This window comes from Prosthecobacter sp., from assembly GCF_029946185.1.
Taxonomy (GTDB): Bacteria; Verrucomicrobiota; Verrucomicrobiia; order Verrucomicrobiales; family Verrucomicrobiaceae; genus Prosthecobacter.
On the sequence record NZ_JAQSEA010000184.1, the window covers coordinates 13,464 to 29,430 of the forward strand.

General features: G+C 60.2%; 12 protein-coding genes. 4 read left to right on the forward strand and 8 right to left on the reverse strand.

Going from position 1 to position 15,967, the window contains the following annotated elements; all coding sequences use genetic code 11:
* Nucleotides 1–46: 46 nt before the first annotated feature.
* Both PSV43_RS15935 and PSV43_RS15940 read right to left on the reverse strand, forming a co-directional pair.
* Nucleotides 47–1,711 carry a glycosyltransferase family 39 protein gene (locus tag PSV43_RS15935; protein WP_300199385.1) on the reverse strand — a complete coding sequence of 555 codons (1,665 nt, stop codon included), beginning with the start codon at nt 1,709–1,711 and terminating at the stop codon, nt 47–49.
* Nucleotides 1,711–2,394, reverse strand: coding sequence for a PIG-L family deacetylase (locus PSV43_RS15940; protein WP_300199389.1), 684 nt, complete (start codon nt 2,392–2,394; stop codon nt 1,711–1,713). Before PSV43_RS15940 ends, PSV43_RS15935 begins: the two co-directional genes overlap by 1 nt.
* Nucleotides 2,395–2,547: 153 nt before the next feature.
* On the opposite strand from PSV43_RS15940, the gene PSV43_RS15945 reads away from it, so the two are divergent.
* The 3 genes from PSV43_RS15945 (at nt 2,548) to PSV43_RS15955 (ending at nt 7,493) form a co-directional block, all read left to right on the forward strand.
* Nucleotides 2,548–3,300: a glycosyltransferase family 2 protein gene (locus tag PSV43_RS15945; RefSeq protein ID WP_300199391.1), complete on the forward strand. Its 753-nt coding sequence runs from the start codon at nt 2,548–2,550 to the stop codon at nt 3,298–3,300.
* Between the two features lie 249 nt (nt 3,301–3,549).
* Entirely contained in the window at nt 3,550–5,820 is a 2,271-nt protein-coding gene (locus PSV43_RS15950; RefSeq protein WP_300199394.1) for a PQQ-binding-like beta-propeller repeat protein, read from the forward strand.
* Nucleotides 5,821–5,855: 35 nt separating this feature from the next.
* The gene (locus tag PSV43_RS15955) at nt 5,856–7,493 is read left to right on the forward strand and encodes a PQQ-binding-like beta-propeller repeat protein (protein ID WP_300199397.1); all 1,638 of its coding nucleotides are present in this window, start codon (nt 5,856–5,858) and stop codon (nt 7,491–7,493) included.
* Nucleotides 7,494–7,576: 83 nt separating this feature from the next.
* Here PSV43_RS15955 and PSV43_RS15960 read toward each other — a convergent pair whose 3' ends face one another.
* The 3 genes from PSV43_RS15960 to PSV43_RS15970 all read right to left on the reverse strand — a co-directional run bounded on the left by PSV43_RS15960 (nt 7,577) and on the right by PSV43_RS15970 (nt 10,475).
* Nucleotides 7,577–7,960 (reverse strand): hypothetical protein, encoded by a 384-nt coding sequence (locus PSV43_RS15960; protein ID WP_300199401.1) that lies wholly within the window; start codon nt 7,958–7,960, stop codon nt 7,577–7,579.
* A gap of 143 nt (nt 7,961–8,103) precedes the next feature.
* Nucleotides 8,104–9,306 (reverse strand): glycogen synthase, encoded by a 1,203-nt coding sequence (gene glgA / locus PSV43_RS15965; protein ID WP_300199404.1) that lies wholly within the window; start codon nt 9,304–9,306, stop codon nt 8,104–8,106.
* Nucleotides 9,307–9,389: 83 nt separating this feature from the next.
* On the reverse strand, nt 9,390–10,475 hold the full coding sequence (locus PSV43_RS15970; protein ID WP_300199407.1) for a hypothetical protein: 1,086 nt from the start codon (nt 10,473–10,475) through the stop codon (nt 9,390–9,392).
* 113 nt (nt 10,476–10,588) lie between these two features.
* Between PSV43_RS15970 and PSV43_RS15975 the strand changes: the two genes are divergently transcribed.
* Entirely contained in the window at nt 10,589–12,367 is a 1,779-nt protein-coding gene (locus PSV43_RS15975; RefSeq protein ID WP_300199410.1) for an exosortase/archaeosortase family protein, read from the forward strand.
* 97 nt (nt 12,368–12,464) lie between these two features.
* On the opposite strand, the gene PSV43_RS15980 is transcribed toward PSV43_RS15975, so the two are convergent.
* From PSV43_RS15980 to PSV43_RS15990, 3 genes are read right to left on the reverse strand one after another with little or no spacing between them, the layout of a single operon-like run.
* Entirely contained in the window at nt 12,465–12,944 is a 480-nt protein-coding gene (locus tag PSV43_RS15980) for a hypothetical protein (RefSeq protein WP_300199413.1), read from the reverse strand.
* Between the two features lie 6 nt (nt 12,945–12,950).
* Nucleotides 12,951–13,376, reverse strand: a complete 426-nt coding sequence (locus tag PSV43_RS15985; protein WP_300199416.1) for a hypothetical protein — start codon at nt 13,374–13,376, stop codon at nt 12,951–12,953.
* An 18-nt stretch (nt 13,377–13,394) separates the two neighbouring features.
* On the reverse strand, nt 13,395–15,473 hold the full coding sequence (locus PSV43_RS15990) for a penicillin-binding transpeptidase domain-containing protein (protein ID WP_300199420.1): 2,079 nt from the start codon (nt 15,471–15,473) through the stop codon (nt 13,395–13,397).
* Nucleotides 15,474–15,967: the final 494 nt, after the last annotated feature.

A 15,967-nucleotide genomic window follows, 5' to 3' on the forward strand; every position in this document is an offset into this window, starting at 1 on the left:
GCAGGAGCGCTGTGGCACTGGCAGCCACAGCCGTTCCTGCCAGAGCCTACTTCTTGCCCTTGATGCGGAACACCAAGCGGTCACCTATCACGGTGATTTTTTCGCAGCGTTCTTTCAGCACAGAGCCACTGGAATTGAAGTGGTCCCAGTCACTCATAAGGGCGATGCAAAGGACGCTGGCGTACTGGTCGGCAAACTCACCCGTGCCAACGTCGGCGCGCAGCATGTGCAGGGGCGGATGCGGGGTGAAGTAGGGCTGCTTCTGCTCCGGCCTGGAAGGAAAGAAGATGACACCATCAGGCATGCTGCCGGTGTAGTAGGTCACAGCGCGGGCGATGAATCTGGAGGAAATGATTGGCTCGCCGGGCAGACGCACTTTCATGGCCTCTGCGGCGATGCCACGGGTGGAGGTGTACTCCATGACCTTGGCATCCACTCCATACTGCATGTACATGACGATGAATGCCGTGACGAGAACGGTGGTCCCGGCCCAGGCAACGGTGCGACGCATGAGCATGAGCACCATGGGGATGCTGATGATCACCGCCAGGATGTAGATGACCGGAGCGAGGTCTTTCATGAAGGCATTGCTATCCTTGGGCAGCATGAGCGTGATGGCGCTGGCCGCGCCAATCACGAGGACGGTCTGCAGGACTGCGAGGATGGCGACGAAGAGGCGCTCCCCTTTGCCACGGAAGCCGCCGCTGATCCATTGATCCAGCGTGTGACCCATGACGAGGGCAAGGGTGACGAAGAGAAAGAAAGTGTAGGTGGGCAGCTTGCTGTTGCAGATGGTGAAGAAGATCAGGCTGGGGACGAACCAGCACACTAGAAAAAGGAAGCGCTGGTCTGTTTTGATGCCCTTCACGGTGCGCACCACGGCGGCAATGAGCAGAGGAATCCAGGGCAGATTGCCCGCCACCAGGATCATGAGGTAGTACCACCAGTGGTTGCTGTGCCTGTGCTCGGCGCTGGTGAGGCGCTCCCAGTTTTCATGCACAAAGAAGCGGTGCCAGTACTCCATGCCGTACTTGGCGAACATGGTGGCATACCAAGGACCTGCGATGAGCAGCCAGGCAAGGAGGCCGAGCCACAGGCCTTTGCCACGCCAAGGGGAGCGCTTGCCGGTGATCCAGAGATAGCAGATGGAGCCGAGGGTCGGCACCAGCAGGCCCACGGGGCCTTTGGTCAGCATCGCCAGCGCGGAGGCGACGAAGTGCAGGATCATCCAGCGGTCACGTTTATCCTCCTCCTCGGTGGCCAGCCAGAAGAAGAAGACGGAAGCGCTGATGCATAGCGCCAGGCAGATGTCAGTCAGCATCAGTCGCGACATGAAGGCGTACTCCACCCCGGTGGCGAGCACGACGGCAGCGCAGAAACCGGCGCGTGGCGAGAACATGCGCCGCCCAAACCACCAGGTGAGAAAGACCAGCAGCGTGGCAGCGAGGGCGGAGGGGGCGCGGCAGGCGAAGGGATTGTCGCCGAAGAGCTTCATGGAAATCATCGACTGCCAGTAGAAGAAGATCGGCTTCTCAAACTGCCGCTCGCCAAAGATCATGGGGGTCAGCCATTCATTGCCCTGTACCATTTCCCGGGTGGTCTGCGCATAGAACGGCTCGTCAGGGTCGATCAGGGGCAGATGCCCGAGACGCCACCAAAACATGACCGAACAAATGGCGAGGAGGGTAAGGAACTGGGAGCGCGTGGACATCAGGCAGGATTGGATGGAATAAAGATTTCTTGATCGCGTGCATACGCGCAAAAGCGGCTGCTGCTAAGGAAAAGCTGGGTTTCGTGGCACTCGATCGCAGCGAGTTTACGGGCCTTTTGTTCCAGCGTGAGGTGCAGGGTGAGCCCCGCCGCCTCAGGGCAAAACCAGCGGCGGTGGATGAGGTAAGCCCACTGCGACAGGTTCATCCCCGCGCGGTGCATGGCATCCTGAATGAGGGCATGGGAGGCACCGTGGTCCGGGTGGTTGTCATCCTGAGAGGGCACCACCAGCAGTGTGGGGCGAAAGGTTTGCAACTCGGACAGGTGCAGCCCCAGCGCGTGCGCGTCTTTCTGCTGCCAGAGCCCTGTCAGCCCCTGGTCGGGCAGGCCAAAGAAGACGGCGGCATCCGCCTGCAGGCCGAGAGTCTGCAAGGAACGAAGGGCTTCTAGCCGCCGCCGTGCGCCCCAGCGCTGACGGCAGGAGGCATCAATGGTCCAGCGCTGCTCGACGTAACGCTGCGGCCAGGGGTTGTTGTCGCCGTCGGTTTCAAAAATGACCCGCACCTGGGTACCGAGCGCCACGGCCTGCTGGATCAACCCACCGCAGCCCAATGCCTCGTCATCCGGATGCGGGGCAAACACCAGAACGCGATCTTGTGGTGAAAGTATTATGGAGTAAGGCATCGAGGTTGGACGGAGGATGGGGGGCCAGCGGCGGGGCTGGCGGGAGGCTCTTCATACCCGGCTTCTTTAAGTATGTCAGATGAATTGTTTGCGGCTGCATATTCTGGTTGGACAGTGTTAGCGAAACCGTGGAAGATTGACTCCCCACTAATCATGCAGGCCTCCAGCCAGACCATCCCCAGTGCGTGCAAGATCGCCGCACTCATCCCAGCGTATCGTGAAGCCGTGGCCATTGCCGATGTGGTGCACCGCACGCTCCCCCATGTGGATCTGGTGCTGGTGGTGGACGACGGCTCGCCCGATGACACGGCGGCGCTGGCCAGAAAGGCCGGGGCCGAAGTCATCGTCCACGCCGTCAATCAGGGCAAAGGCGCGGCCATGAAGACCGGCATGAAAACCCTGACCGAGCGCGGCTATGATTACATTTTGCTGCTTGATGGGGACGGCCAGCACGCGCCGGAGGAGATTCCCCGCTTCACCGCCCATGCGCGGAATGGCTCCGCCTACGTGGTGGTGGGCAATCGTTTTGAGAACGTCAAGGGCATGCCCATCGTCCGCCGGATGGTGAACAGCCTGATGTCGCGCATCATCAGCAACGCCTGCGGGGTGCGCATCCCGGACACGCAGTGCGGCTTCCGCCTAGTGCGCTCCAGCCTGGTGAACTACATCATGGGCAGCAGCGATCACTTTGACTTTGAAACGGAGATGCTGCTGCTGGCCAGCCGCGCCGGGTTCACCATCCAAAGCGTACCGGTGAGTACGATCTACGGTGCTGAAAAAACGAAGATCCGCCCGGTGCAGGACACCATCAAATTCATCAAACTGATGCGGCGGTGGCAGCGACAAGCCGCCACCATGCCAGCCGAACCTGCCACGGCACTGCGTCAGGCGGGTGCGGAAAAATAAGCGCGGAAAGCCTCCTCCCTGCCCTGGTCAGCATCCAGACTCACGCCCAACATTTGCCAAAGCGTGCAAATATTATTACCCTTTTTCGAGCACCACTGTCGTCGTACTTGTGCAAGATGCCGCGCGTCATCTGCGTTGCACTTTCCCCCCTTCATGACAGCATTACCGCCTCCCTTGCGAAAGGTATGAAAATCGCATTGAAGCGCGGCAAGTGCTCACGATGTTTCATTTCCATCTCCTTCCCAACTCATGCCCCCCATTCCCCGCACCTCCTTCGGCTGTTTATTTGCCGCCACTCTGGCCCTGACCGGAATCACCCAGGCGAATGACTGGACCAACTGGCGTGGCCCGTTGCAGAACGGCGTGAGCCTGGAGCATTACACGGAGGCAGGCAAACTGGCCGACAAACCCGCCTGGACGTACGATGTACACAGCCGTGGCACGCCGGTGATCTTTGAAGGCAAGGTAATCCTGTGGGGCTACAAAGGCGAAACCTCCGATCTCGTCGAACTCATCACCTGCCTAGATGCGAAGACAGGCAAAAAATTGTGGGAGCACGAAATCCAGGACTACCTGAGCGATTCGATCTACAACCGCTATTCCATCGGCGCGCCGACGGTCGATCCTGAAACGAAGCGCATCTACCTCGTCAGCAACGCGGGCCTGTTTTACTGCTGGGAGCTGGACGGCACGAAGGTTTTTGAGATTCCAATGATGGAAGATTTCGGCCGCATGACCTTTCCGAATGCACGCGTGGGCAGCCCCGTGATCGAAGGCGATCTGGTGATGACGCATTTCATTTTTTCCAACTGGGGCAGCGACGGCCCTGCGGCTGACCGCATGTATGCCTTTGACAAGAAGACCGGCGAACTGGTCTGGTGGTCACGCCCCGGCGTGGTGCCTCCGGTGGACAGCTCCTTTTCCACCCCCGTGGTGGAAACGCGGGATGGCCGCCGCGTGATGTATTACACCACAGGCTGCGGCCACATCGTCTGCGTGAACGCACGCAACGGCCACGCCCACTGGAAAATGAAAATCAGCAAAAACGGGGTGAACGCCTCTGTCGTGCTGCATAAGGGCACCCTGATCACGATCCATGGCGATGAGAATCTGGATACCTCCGAGAAGGGCCGCATGGTCTGCATCAAGCTGCCGGAAACCCTGAGCGACCCCACCGGCCCGGAGAGCACGGAGATTGATCCGAGCGCCGAAGTATGGCGCCTGCCTCTCTCCGCCACTAGCAGCTCCCCGGTGCTCGTCGGTGACGTGGTGTACCAGCTTGATGACGGCGCGACGTTGTATGCGATCAATGCCAACACCGGCAAGGAGATGTGGAAGAAGAAGCTCAGCAATGCGAACCTGCACTCCACCCCGCTGTATGTGGACGGCCTGCTCTACTGCCCGATGCTGGACGGCAAGCTGGTGATCGTAAAACCCGGTGAGACGGACGGCGAGATCGTGCAGGAGCTCAAACTGGACGGCAGCTCCCTCGGTGCGCCGAGCGTGTGCGACGGCGTGCTGTATGTGACCACGACGAAACACCTCTATGCCTTCCCGATTCCTAACAAGGGCATCAAAACGGATGCGGCACCCAAGGTGGAAATTCCAGAAGCGGGCAAGGCCGTCGCGCTCCAAATCATCCCGGCCGAAACCGTGCTGATGACCGGCGACAAGCAAGACTTCCGCATCCGCAGCATCGACGCCCACGGCTTCGTGGTGAGCGACAACGTCAAAGGCGTGAAATGGGAAAGCTTCATCCCGCCTACAGCCAAGGTGAAGGCCTCGATGGACGCGACATTCAACGCCAAGGGAGTGCTGAGCGCCGCAGCGGATGCGAAGTCCAGCGCCGGGGCATTTAAGGCGACCTCGGCGGACGGTCTGAGCGGTGTCATCCGTGGCCGGACTCTGCGCAATCTGCCACTCAACGATGATTTCGAGAAGTACGACCTGGCCATCGAGCAGCCGGATGAGAAGATCAAATTTTCCTACCCGCCGCTGCCATGGATTGGTGCGCGGTTCAAATTTGACGTGCGCGAACAGGCTGGCAGCAAGGTGCTGGCCAAGACCTTTGACCGCCTGCTGTTCCAGCGCGCCACGGTGTTCGTCGGTGCCTCGCATCTGTCCAACTACACCATGCAGGCGGATGTGATGACGGAAGGCAACGCACGCTCGAAGTCCGACATCGGCATGGTCAACCAGCGCTACCTCGTCTGCCTGCGTGGCAATGCGGGCAAGCTGGAGATCAGCTCCAACCCTGAGCGCTTGAAGCAGGAGGCCCCCTTTAAGATGGTCGCGAACACTTGGTACACGCTCAAGAGCCGCGTGGACGTGGCGAAGGACGGCAGCGGCACCATCCGTGCCAAGGCTTGGGACAAAACACAGCCTGAGCCGGAAGCCTGGACGCTGGAGGTCAAGGTGGCCCGCGCACAGACGAATGGCTCCCCCGGCATTTTTGGCTTCACCGCCTTGAATCAACGGCGCGTCTTCCTCGACAACCTGAGCGTCATTTCCAACAAGTAAGTGTCAGCCATTCCAACCGTTTCCATTTCGATCACATGACTCCAAAACTCACCCCCTTCCTTGCTGCGGCCCTGGTTGCCACGGCTTCGCTCCACGCCGCCGACTACCCGCAGTGGGGCGGCGGCAACACCCGCAACATGGTGTCTGACGAAAAAGGCCTGCCCATTGACTTCAGCCCCGGCAAAAAGTACGGCCCCAAAGCCGCGCCGAAAACAGCCGGGCGTCTGCGCCCCAATGCGCAGGATGCCAACAAGGCCCCTGGCGCAGAAGACATCGACATGAGCACCACCAAGAACTGCCTATGGGTGGCAAAGCTTGGCTCCCAGACCTACGGCACGCCCATGATCGCCAATGGTCAGGTCTATGTCGGCACGAACAATGAATCCCCGCGCAACGACAGGGACATCGGCGACCGCGGCATCATGATGGTGTTTGACGAATACACCGGCCAGTTCAAGTGGCAGATGGTCTCCCCCAAGATGGGCAGCGGCAAGGTCAATGACTGGGAGTACCTCGGCATCTGCGCCAGCCCCACCATCATCGGCGACAAGGCCTATGTGCCGGGCAACCGCTGCCAGATCGTCTGTCTGGACGTCAAAGGCATGTCCAACGGCAACCAGGGCATGCAGGATGAAGGTGCCTTCATGGCCCCGCTCGACAAAGACGGCAAGCCCACCGCCCCCCTCACTCCTGGCGACACCGACGCGGACATCCTCTGGGTGTATGACATGTACAAAGAACTCGGCGTTTTCCAGCACAATGCGACCGCCGGTTATCCGCTGGTCATAGACGGCAAGGTCTTCGTCCCCACCTGCAACGGTGTGGACTGGACGCATTCGAACATCCCCGCTCCGAACTCCCCGAGCTTCATCATGCTCGATGCTGAAAAAGGCACGCTGCTGGGCGAAATGGATCACGTCGCTTCCGAGCGCGTGCTGCACTGCTCCTGGTCCTCGCCGACCTCGCTGGACGTGAACGGCAAGAAGCAGATCATCTTTGCCGCCGGTGACGGCTGGGTGTACTCCATGGCCCCTGAGACGCACAAGGACGCTGAAGGCCTCGACATCCTCAATGAATACTGGCGCTATGACGCCAACCCGCCGGAGTATCGCAAGAACTCTGCTGGCGAGCCAATCAAGTACGTCGAATACGACGGCCCCAGCGAAATCATCGCCACCCCGTCCATCGCCGACGGCCTGATCTATGTGAACATCGGCCAGGACCCTGAGCACGGCGAAGGCGTCGGCTGCCTGAGCTGCATCGATCCGAAGGCCAGCAAGGGCGACATCACAGGCAAGGCCCTGTGGACCTTCAAAGGCATCGAGCGCACCATCTCCACCCCAGCCATCAAGGACGGCCTCGTTTACGCCGCGGACTACACCGGCCGCGTGTTCTGCCTCGATGCCAAGACCGGCAAGGAATACTGGAAGTTCGACACCAAGGGCCATATCTGGGCCAGCCCGCTGGTCGCTGATGGCAAAGTGTGGATCGGCAATGAAGAGGGTGAACTCTTCGTCCTCGCCGAAGGCAAGGAACTCAAGGAAATCACCACCATCGAGTTCCCCTCCCCGCTGCTCAGCAGCGTCGTCGCCGCCAACGGCGCACTGTATGTGACCACACACACGCACCTCTACTGCTTCAAGGAAGGCTCGAAGACGCCGGAAGCGAAATAAGCGGTTAGTCAGTTTGATTTAAGCAAAGGCGGGCCAGCAATGGCCCGCTTTTTTTGTGCTTTTGAAGCAGCCTTCGATGCGCCTCATCCCCGGCAGTAAAGAGTGAACGTAAGCCCCACTTTGAGCGTTGCCATCCGCGAAAGTGCCTCAGCCGACAGCTCCAGTTTCATCGGCTCCAGATCACTATCGGTCTCGCAACCCAGATCGATCACGCGTCGTTTTGCCTCCTTCACAAGCACGTGGACCTCGGGCGTGAAAGTGGCCCACAAGTCGCATAAACGATGGATCAGCAATTCAGGGTCCCGATCCGTTTCTCCCGCAGGGATCTCAAAGGTGGCCAGATACAAATCGGCCTCAAACGTTCCGCAGTACAGATTGCAGGCGCGATCACCCACGCACTGCACCAGCGCATCCAGAGGTTTATGGCTCGTGATTTCCAAATCGGCGTTGAGAAATCGCGCATTCATTCAGAGTGTGTCGTGGACCATAGGCCCTGTGATAGCTCAAGTCTTCAGGCAGGGCCGAATCACCGCAAGCAGCAGGCTGGAGTGATGTCTCCTACCACGTTGCTCCGTTGGTATCTGCCCTGTCATGCGCGGGTTGGTCCGCCTCAAGTCGCCAGCGTCTTATACAGCGCCAGCGTCTTCCGGGCGACGCTCTTCCAGCTGAAGTGGTCTTCGGCGCGCTGGCGGCCGGCCTGGGCCATGCGGTTGCGCAGGGTGGGGTCGGCCATGAGCTTGTTGATGCCAGCGGCGAGGTCGCGGGCGAATTTCTCGGGGTGCATGGCTTCGAAGGGGCTTTCGGTCTGCTGATCGAGGGGGACGAGGATGCCGGTCTCGCCATCGACGACGACTTCCTTGATGCCGCCGACGGCACTGGCGACGACGGCGGTCTCGCAGGCCATGGCTTCGAGGTTGATGATGCCGAAGGGCTCATAAATGGAGGGGCAGCAGAAGACGTCGGCATGGGAGTACATGACGATCTTTTCCTGGAGCGGGAGCATGGCCTGAACCCAGATGACGCCGGGGCGCACTTTGCTGGCTTCAGCGACGGCGGCTTCCATTTCTTCTTTGATTTCGACGGTGTCAGGAGCCCCGGCGCAGAGGACGACCTGAAAGCCGGGATCGAGATGCTGGATGGCGCGGACGAGGTGGACGATGCCTTTCTGCCGGGCGATGCGACCGACGAAGAGGACGTAGGGCTTGTCGGGATCGACGCCGTATTTGCGCAGCACGTCGGGGGCTTCGGTGCGGCGGTATTCGGCGAGGTCGATGCCGTTGTAGATGACGTGGATCTTATGCGGATCGACATCGAAGTGCTGGAGGATGTCGGCTTTGGTGCCTTCAGAGACGGCGATGATGGCGTCGGCCATTTTGAGGGCGGTGCTTTCGAGCCAGACGGTGAAGTCGTAGCCGTGCCCGAGCTGCTCGCGCTTCCAAGGACGCAGGGGCTCCAGCGAATGCACGGTGAGCACCAAGGGCAGGCCGTAGTTGAGCTTGGCGACGATGCCGCCGAAATGCGCATACCAGGTGTGGACGTGGACGAGGCTGGCGTCGATGCCGCGGGTGTTGAAGTCGAGGTTGCGCTGCAGCGCGCCGAAGACGGACTTCAGATTGAGCGGGCTGTCCCAGCCGGTGGTGTCGAGGCCGAATCCCTGGACGTGAAGATTGCCCTCATCGCTGGATTGATCTCCAAAGCAGCGGACATCGATCTCCGTGAGCTTGGCGAGTTCGCGAGTAAGGTATTCGACGTGGACGCCGGCACCGCCGTAGATGTGAGGGGGATATTCGTTGGTGAGGAAGAGTGCTTTCATGGGTGCGGGCGGGGTGACGCCAGGGGGCTGGCGGGCGGGTGGGGCAAAAAGTTCAGCGTTCAGCGGTCAAGACGTGCGCAGGGTCACTTCCCCTGCGATTTGGACCATTCCTCGATAGCGGGAATGTCGAAGATGCGGAAGCGTTTTTTGATGCGCTGTTCGAGCGCGAGCTGGGCGTGCTTGGCCACATCGAGGGAGGGGTCTTCCTTGATGGCTTTGATGAGCTGGGCGTTGGTTTCTGGCAGCGGACTGCCGAGAAGGAGGAAGCAGACGCGGACGCGGACTTCCCAGGAGGTTTTATAGTCGGCCAGGAGCTTGAGCAGAGCGGCGGGGGTGACATCGGCCTCGTCGCGAATGCTGCTGTCTTTGAAGAGTTCGGCTACGGGGAGGCGGTAGCCGGGGTCTTCGCGCTGGAGGAGCTGGATGGCGCGGATGGCACGCATGAACTCGGCCTGCGCGGCTTCATGCAGATGAGGGAGCTGCGGGTCACGCATGTACTCGACGAGCAACTCGATGGGGCGGCGCATTCCGGTGGCGATGGCTTCGTCCGCGTACTGCGTGAGGCGGTTGCGCTCCTTGAGCTGGAGAAACTCCTGCTGGGTGGGGGTGACCTGGGGTTTCACATCGGCCATGCGCGGAATGCCGGGCTGGTCGGTGACGGATGTCTCCGGTGCAGACACGATGTTTGGAATTTTCAGCGTGGCGGAGATGTTTTCGAGGGATTCGCGGGTGTTCTGCTGCATGAGCAACTGCTCGCGGCGCATGACATCCACCAGTTTCTGAAGTGCGGAGATCTGCTCGGCGGATTTGGCTAGTTCTTCGTTGAGCGCAGCGCCGGACGAAGCTGGCGTGGCAGGGGCTGCATGGTTGGACGCGGCTGCGGAAGCAGTAGCTGCAGTGGCGGTGGTAAGCCGGGGTTCGATCTTCTCAAGGTAGAACCACCTGGCAACAAACAGGAGCAGCAGGGCAATGAGGAGCGAGGCGCCGAGTGAGATGATCAGATGCCGGTTGGACTGGCTGAAATTGTCCTTATGAAGGCCGGCGGCTGAGGACCTCGATGCGGCAGCGTCTGTCTGTGCCGGGCTGCAGCGGGCGAAGAGCAAGGCTGACTCCGCGTCGTCTTCGGAGTCGGTGACAGGAGATGAGGTGGGGGGAAGCGGAGCGGACATGTAGAAAGATGCGTCAGTGACGTTACGCGATGAAGGTTGCTAGAATCAACAAACAAGGCCAGCCTTTGTCCGTAACCCGTGTCATGGCAACAGATTCCACTCGGCCACCTAGTGTGTCCACCCTCACTCCTTCGCCCACGCCCTTCTATGAGCAGACTCAAATGCTGCGGCGGGCCGTGCTGTGGGGGCTGCCAGTGGTGCTGGTGCTGCTGTTTTTAGTCTGGCCGTATCAACAATGGGATCATGAAAGGCGCGAGAGCATCCTGATCGGCTGGGGCCGCTGGGTGAGCAAGCGTGCGGACTGGCAGTTCTGCCTGCTCGTGCCATGGCTGGTGGGCTGGCTGGTGTGGCTGCGACGTGATGAACTGTACCGTCTGCCTTTGAAGGGAAAATGGCAGGGCCTGCTACTGCTCGGCCTAGGGCTGTTCTTTTTCTGGGTGGGCTACAAGGCAAATACGGGCTACCCGGGCTTTCTGGCAGTGCAGTTTGTGCTGGCGGGCTTCATCATGCTGGTGGCGGGAGCGGCATGGATGCGTACGCTGTTCTTTGCCTGGCTGTTTTTGTTTTTTACCTGGCCGATGCAGCCGCTGGAGGATTCCCTGGCCTCTCCGCTGCGCCCACGGACAGCGGCCATGGCGGCGGCGGTTCTGAACGCGGTCGGAGTGCCGGCAATCAATGAGGGCTCGGCGCTACAGTCCGCCCCGGATGCCGAGAAAGGGCTGCAGATCGGCGATGTTTTCAGTCTGGATGTGGATGCGAAGTGCAGCGGGATCAATTCGCTCTTTGCGCTGATGATGATCTCGGCGCTGCTGGGCTATCTGGCACTGAAGAGGCCGCGCTCGCGCCTCCTTTTATTTGCATGCGCGGTGCCACTGGCGGTGGCGGGCAATGTGGTGCGGCTGCTCCTGCTGGTGGCGGGGACGAAACAGTTTGGCGCTGATTTTGCGGTAGGACGGCACATTCAGGACCACCAGGAGATGTCGCCCTACCACACGTTTGCGGGTTTTGCGGTCTTTGGCATCGCGCTGGCGGGGATGTTTGCGCTGTGCTGGCTGCTAGAAGGGCGTGAGATGAAGGCCAATCTGAAGCGTCATGGCAAACCACTGGCGGCGGGTGAGGCCTGCGCGATTCCGGAGCCGCGCCGCACGCTGGCCAGGCTGCTGGCGGCCCTTGGGCTGCCGCTGCTGGTGCTGGGGATCTGCATGGGCACGGACATCAGCTTTCATGTGGCGGCACCGGGGGTGAAGCTCCGGTCGGACGACTCACGACTACCCTACCTGCCGCTGTCTATGGGCGATTACCAAGGGCGTGAGTTTGACATGACGGCAGACGAGAAAAATCTGCTGGATGAAGGGGTGCGGCTGGCGCGCAATGTGTATGCCTCCGCCGCAGGCAGGCAGCTCATGACCACCGTGATCCTGAGCGGATATGAAAAGCGCAGCCTGCACCGCCCGGAGGTGTGCCTGCCGAACCAGGGCTGGACGGTGACTGACCGCACACAGATCCCGCTGCAGATGAAGGATGGCCGTGAAATCACCATCATGATGATGCGCATCTTCCGTGACACTGAGCCGCAACCGGGGGTGAAGAACCGCACACGGGCGATCAATTTTTACTGGTACATCGGCTCAGACGGCACCACCTGCGCAGACCACTACGAGCACGTCTTCCTCTCGTATTACGATGCGGTGTTCCGCAACATCCAGCACCGCTGGGCGATGGCGTCCATCTACGTGCCGCTGCCGGAGCAGCGCGTGGGCCAGGAGGATCCGATGCAGGAACTCAGTGCGGCAGAGGATGCACGTGAGTTTCTGGCACAACTGGCTCCGACCTTTATGTTGACGAAAGAGGAGTGGCTCAAAGGGGCACAGGCTGCGGGGAAGGCACCTTGAAGAGGAGGTCAGCGAGTCAAGTGTTGTCAAACAGTGTCAAGGGTCGAGCCTTGAATTCTTGACGAATGCTTGACTTCAGAATGTTCACTCCCCTGCTCTACCGGCTTAAATCCTCCTGCGTGAGCACCTTGAATCCGGAGGCGGTGAGCACTTCGGCACCCACTTCGGGGGAGTCGAGGTGCAGGACGAAAACGGGATTCTGGGCGGGTCGAACGAAGAGGGCGTAGGTGAAGTCGATGTTGATCTCGGCGGAGAGCAGAGCGGAGAGCGCGTGGACCAAGGAGTGCTCTGTCTCACGCAATTCAACGACCGTGACGGGAAAGACCACATGGGGGATGCCTTTCTCAATGAAGAGCATTTCGGTGGTCTCAGGGTCGCTGGGAATGAGGCGCACGAGGGCGAGCTCGGTGGTGTCCTGCAGGGAGAGTCCCAGCACCTCGATGCGGTGCTCCGTGAGCAGCTTGACCAAGGACCTGAGAGCCCCGACACGATTGTGCAGGAAGACTGATAGCTGCCGCACGGGGCTGCCTGCCGGGGTGGTAGTCTCGGATTGGGTCTGGGATTTGGAGGTGATCATGGGCGGCTAGCCTGCGGGACCGTTGGCGGAGCGGCGCTCGTCGAACAAAGTCACGCGTAGCGGGATGCTGGCCAGGGTGTCGTCTTGATGCTGCACGAGCCAGCGGTACAGTCCCTGACGCTCAAACTTCAAGCGCTGCAGCGTGTAGACGATGTTGCGCGAGACGAATGGAATGAAGGACGAAGGGAAGGTCACATCCAGCTGCGCAGGCATGGGTGGCAGGCATTCCTTGCCATCGGGGTCGACGCAGCGGATCACGAATTCATGCTTGCCGGCATCCTCCGCCTGAAAAACCGCCCGCACGGCGATGGAGCACTGCGGATGGACCACGGGAAAGGTCTGCGCGCAGAGGGTGTCAAACGCACCTTGGATGCAGAGCTTGCCCTGATAGTCGGCGGCAAAGTCACAGACGATGGCGAGCTGGATGTTCATGAAGTAAGGGGGCGGTGGCTATTTGCCAAAGAGACGGCTGAAGAAGCCGCTGATGCCTTTTTTCGGCGGCGGCGGCGGCGGCGCCGCCTGAGCGGGACGAACGGTCTGCGCGTCCGAGGATTTCTCCCCTCCGCCAGAGGACTCGCCCACCTGTGTGGCCTTGGGAACTTCCTTCATGGCCATCAGCATGGGGTCATCAGCCGGTGCTTTTTCGAAGATGTTGGTGAAGACCTCGCGCACGATCGGGGCAGCTTTTTGCCCACCGCTGATGGTCTCCCCGGGCTCGCCTTCATAGACGACGGCGAAGGCAAACATGGGCTTGCCAGCAGGAAGAAAACCGGTGAACCAGGCAAGGTTTTGATCTTTGCTGATGCGCCACTGGGCGGTGCCGGTTTTACCGGCCAGCTCCGCCTGCTTGAGCGCTGCGGAATGTCCGGTGCCGCCGCTGCCATTAACCACGGCCACCATGCCGCTGATGACCGTCTGCCGATCCTCGGGTTTGAGGTCGATGCGTCTGCGGTCCTTGGGTTCATAGGCCATCACCACGCGGTCGCTCAGATCCTGCACCTGAAGCACCAGACGAGGCTGGGGAATGCGTGTGCCGTCGCCCAGTCCTGCCATGCACTGGCATACCTGGAGCGGTGTGGCCAAAACCATGCCCTGACCGATGGCGATGTTTGCCAGATCCCCTGGCAGCATCTTGTGACCGCGATGTTGCAGTAGGTAGCTGTTGGTGGGGACGAAGCCCTCCCCTTCCGCCTTCAGCGGAATGCCGGTGCGCTCGCCAAAGCCAAAACGCATGGCCATGTTGGTGATGTAGTCAGCACCCGACTCAAGCGCGGCACGGTAGAACCAAGTGTTGCAGGAGCGCTTGATGGCGGAGACCACGTTCATGGAACCCTCGCCTTCCTTGTTCCAGTTTTTGAACACGCGGTCTCCGATCTCCAAAGCGTTGGGACAGTCATACATCGTCTTGGCAGTTACCTTGCCGCTGTCCAACGCGCCCAATGCGGTGACAATTTTGAAAGTGGAGGCCGGAGGGTATTCGCCACGGAAAGAGCGCGGATAAAGCGGCAGATGCGGATCTTTCGTCAGTTCATCGTAACGCTTCTGGCGGATGCCGGGCACGAACTCATTGAGGTCGAAGCCGGGATTGGAGGCCATGGCTAGGATATCGCCATTGGTGACGTCCATGATGACCATGGCTCCGCCGGTGGTGTGTTTTTTGAGCGCGTTTTCAGCGTATTTTTGAAAATTGTAATCGAGGGAGAGCACCACATTGTTGCCCGGACTGGGCGCACGGCGCACGTCTTCGGAAAGGCGTTTGCCATCCGGACTGAAGAGAACGTTCACAAGGCCGGGCTGGCCTTTGAGATCCGTGTCGAACGCGGTTTCAATGCCTTCACGCCCCTCCATCTCCTCAAACACGGGATCGCCATCGACGATGGGCCCGGTGGGCAGCGGACGGGTTTTGCCGGTGTAGCCGATGATATGGCAGGCGGTGCCGCCCTGAGGGTAATGCCGCAGATAAGCAGACTGGATGACAAGACTGCCACCCAAGAGCGGCTTGAGTTTCTCCTCCATATCCGGGGTGATCTCCACATTGAGCCCCTCTTCCACGGAAAACACCAGCGGCAGCCAGCGGCGGTGCTTGTAGTGCAGCAAGACGCGCTCATCGGAGAGCGACCATGTCTTTCCCAGCAACTGATTCACCTTGTCGATTGTGGAGCGCGCGAAGGTGGTGATCTGCGCGTCGCTGGCACCATCCATGTAAGGCATGACCAGCGCGAGGTAATTGACCGCGCGGTTTTGCGCAAAGGGGATGCCATGGCGGTCCACGATTTGGCCTCGCGGTGCGGGCACGCTCAGGGTCATGGCGCGCGCTTCTTTCTGCGTGGCCCATGAGGCATTGAGGTCCTGCTTTTCAGGCACAGTGGACTTCAGCTTCTTCGCTTCGTCTTCAACCGACTCGACGGGCTGAGCCTTCAGCACCACCTGGGCCTGCAACTGCGGAGTGAGCACCGCCAGCATCCCAAAACCCGCCGCCAGAAACCGGCTAAGGAGGGACGACGTAGTCAGAACATTGGAAAAAAACATGAGAATAAAAACATGCGACTGGAGTCCGTACGACAGCCCGAGGCAGAGCGGAACATGCGGCTACGCACGCACGGCGTCAAGCCGCAGGTCAGGTGCTGGCTATTTCCCCGCAAGTGTGGTTTCCATCATCATTTACGAACCAGATTTCCAAAAAGTGCGGGTGAGAAGGTCTCAGCTCTACGATTTGCACCACCTTACTTAGTGACAACGGCGAAGATTGACTGGGATGAGGCGAATCAACAGACGGTCGGTAGTGTCCTGAGGAAAAACCGACCCTGCCTTCTCGCGGGGGGCGCTCACATTTCTGGCGCGAGTTAGTGCGGAGGGGCTGAACTCAGCCAGTCGTTGTTGGAGTGCCTAATCTCCATGGAACGTTCCCGGTTATAGCGGGTCGCAAAGTCATTTCCGATTAGCAGGCTGTTTCTTGATCGTAGATCAGGGGCTTCCTTCTTCGCTCTCCTGCGTCGAGCTACGAAGGACAGGTCGATGGCGGC

Bases quoted from the DNA above. Each gene is read 5' to 3' on its own strand.
- PSV43_RS15935 (WP_300199385.1), bottom strand. From the start codon at position 1,711: ATGTCCACGCGCTCCCAGTTCCTTACCCTCCTCGCCATTTGTTCGGTC.
- PSV43_RS15940 (WP_300199389.1), bottom strand. From the start codon at position 2,394: ATGCCTTACTCCATAATACTTTCACCACAAGATCGCGTTCTGGTGTTT.
- PSV43_RS15945 (WP_300199391.1), top strand. From the start codon at position 2,548: ATGCAGGCCTCCAGCCAGACCATCCCCAGTGCGTGCAAGATCGCCGCA.
- PSV43_RS15950 (WP_300199394.1), top strand. From the start codon at position 3,550: ATGCCCCCCATTCCCCGCACCTCCTTCGGCTGTTTATTTGCCGCCACT.
- PSV43_RS15955 (WP_300199397.1), top strand. From the start codon at position 5,856: ATGACTCCAAAACTCACCCCCTTCCTTGCTGCGGCCCTGGTTGCCACG.
- PSV43_RS15960 (WP_300199401.1), bottom strand. From the start codon at position 7,960: ATGAATGCGCGATTTCTCAACGCCGATTTGGAAATCACGAGCCATAAA.
- glgA (WP_300199404.1), bottom strand. From the start codon at position 9,306: ATGAAAGCACTCTTCCTCACCAACGAATATCCCCCTCACATCTACGGC.
- PSV43_RS15970 (WP_300199407.1), bottom strand. From the start codon at position 10,475: ATGTCCGCTCCGCTTCCCCCCACCTCATCTCCTGTCACCGACTCCGAA.
- PSV43_RS15980 (WP_300199413.1), bottom strand. From the start codon at position 12,944: ATGATCACCTCCAAATCCCAGACCCAATCCGAGACTACCACCCCGGCA.
- PSV43_RS15985 (WP_300199416.1), bottom strand. From the start codon at position 13,376: ATGAACATCCAGCTCGCCATCGTCTGTGACTTTGCCGCCGACTATCAG.
- PSV43_RS15990 (WP_300199420.1), bottom strand. From the start codon at position 15,473: ATGTTTTTTTCCAATGTTCTGACTACGTCGTCCCTCCTTAGCCGGTTT.